A 1,807-nucleotide genomic window follows, 5' to 3' on the forward strand; every position below is an offset into this window, starting at 1 on the left:
CCCCTTATCTCGGTCTCGCACGCCCTTATCTCGGTCTTGATAGGCTTTATCTGGGTCTTGATCGATCTCATCCCGTTCTCGCCGCCCCTTATCTCGTTCTCGCCGCCCCTTATCCCGTTCTCGCCCCCTTTATCTCGTTCTCTCACCCCCTCATCCCGCTCTCTCCTATTCTCGCCGCCCTCCCCACGTTTTCCGCTGCCGCGACAGGGTAATATAGAGACTAAGACACGCACAACCAAGGAGGTTTTATTCAATGGCAGACAACGACCACAAAAACCGCAGCGAGTATTTCGAGGAACGCGCCGGCACGGAAGATGCGCGCTTCCATGTCGTCCCTGGCGGCGACGAAGGCGGCTGGGCGATCAAGCGCGAAGGGGAAGACGACCCGGTCGAGCGCTATGATGACCGCGACAAAGCGATCGATGACGCCATCAGCCGCGCGAAGGAAGCCGGCTCGATCGCCGTCATCCATGACGAGGACGGCCAAATCGAGCGCCAGGAAAATTTCGACTTTGACGAGGACGACGACAACGACGACAACGGATGATCCGCATCCTTGGATCCTATCGGACGAACCCGACAGCCTGCCGCTCGCGGCGGGCTGTCTTTCTGCGGCATCACTTCCTTTATTCTGGAAGGAAAACCGTCCCGCCCCGGCGAATAAAACAAGTATGACTGAGGCGGGAGGGGATTGCGTTGGATAAAGCGCATATCTTAGAGGAGAAACGGAAGACGGCGGAATGGGCGGAGTCGCTGAAGGCACTGTCGGAGGAACAGTGGTTCCGGCCGTTCCGGGAAGGCACGTGGGGGACGGCGGATGTCATCTCTCATTTCATCGCGTGGGACAAGTTTATCATTGAAAACCGGATCGCCTATCTGCTGCGGGATGACGACTTGCCGAAAGTGAAAGTGGATGTGGAGGAAGTGAACCGCCACGCGCGGGAACACGCGCGGTCCGGTATTTCGAAGGAGGACTTGATCGACGAATTCGTCGCGGTCCGGGAAGCGCTCGTGTCGTTCATCGATAAGATTCCGGAGGAGCGGTTTGCGCAGCCATACCCGGGAAATCCCGATTTCACGCTGCTCGACTACTTCACCGGCATGGTCGAGCACGACCGGAAGCACCAGAAGGAAATCGACGGACTCATCGTGCACAAACAGGATCCCGCCTGACGCCAGGCGGGATTTTTGCTTGCCTCCGGGATGCCGCTCCGCTGAATCTGCTACACTAAGTAGATGAAATGATCATCACTTCACTGGAGGGATCCGATGAATCTGCAGGAATACATGAAATGCGACGCGGTGGCGCTCGCGTCGCTCATCAAAAAGAACGAAGTCACGCCGGCCGAACTGCTCGGCCTCAGCTTCGCCCGCCTCAAACAGGTCAACCCGGAGCTGAATGCATTCACCCACACCCGCAAAGACAAGGTGCTTGCGGAACAGTTCCCCGACGGCCCGTTCACCGGCGTGCCGTACGCGCTGAAGAACATCTCGCAGGCGCTGGCCGGTGAAAAACTGACATCCGGCTCGAAACTCCTCATGTTCAGCGCGAGCAGCCGCGACTCGAACTACGTCGCGAAACTGCGAGAAGCCGGCATGGCATTCATCGGCCACACGAACACGCCGGAATACGGCCTCAAGAACATCACCGAACCCGAAGCCCACGGGGCGACGCGCAACCCGTGGAATCCCGCCCATTCACCCGGCGGCTCAAGCGGCGGCGCGGCAGCGGCGGTCGCGTCCGGCATCGTCCCGGCGGCTGGCGCGAGCGATGGCGGCGGTTCCATCCGCATCCCCGCTTCCTTCA

3 protein-coding genes are annotated in these 1,807 nt (G+C 59.6%); all 3 read left to right on the forward strand.

Annotated features, from left to right (window positions below):
• Window positions 1-253 precede the first annotated feature (253 nt).
• Window positions 254-547, forward strand: coding sequence for a DUF2188 domain-containing protein (locus CCE92_RS15655; protein ID WP_088009631.1), 294 nt, complete (start codon window positions 254-256; stop codon window positions 545-547).
• 149 nt (window positions 548-696) lie between these two features.
• Window positions 697-1,173: a DinB family protein gene (locus CCE92_RS15660; protein ID WP_162287899.1), complete on the forward strand. Its 477-nt coding sequence runs from the start codon at window positions 697-699 to the stop codon at window positions 1,171-1,173.
• 96 nt (window positions 1,174-1,269) lie between these two features.
• The coding region (locus tag CCE92_RS15665) for an amidase family protein (protein ID WP_144391047.1) at window positions 1,270-1,807 on the forward strand (538 nt) is incomplete at its 3' end.

Source organism: Indiicoccus explosivorum (assembly GCF_002167005.1).
GTDB lineage: Bacteria > Bacillota > Bacilli > Bacillales_A > Planococcaceae > Indiicoccus > Indiicoccus explosivorum.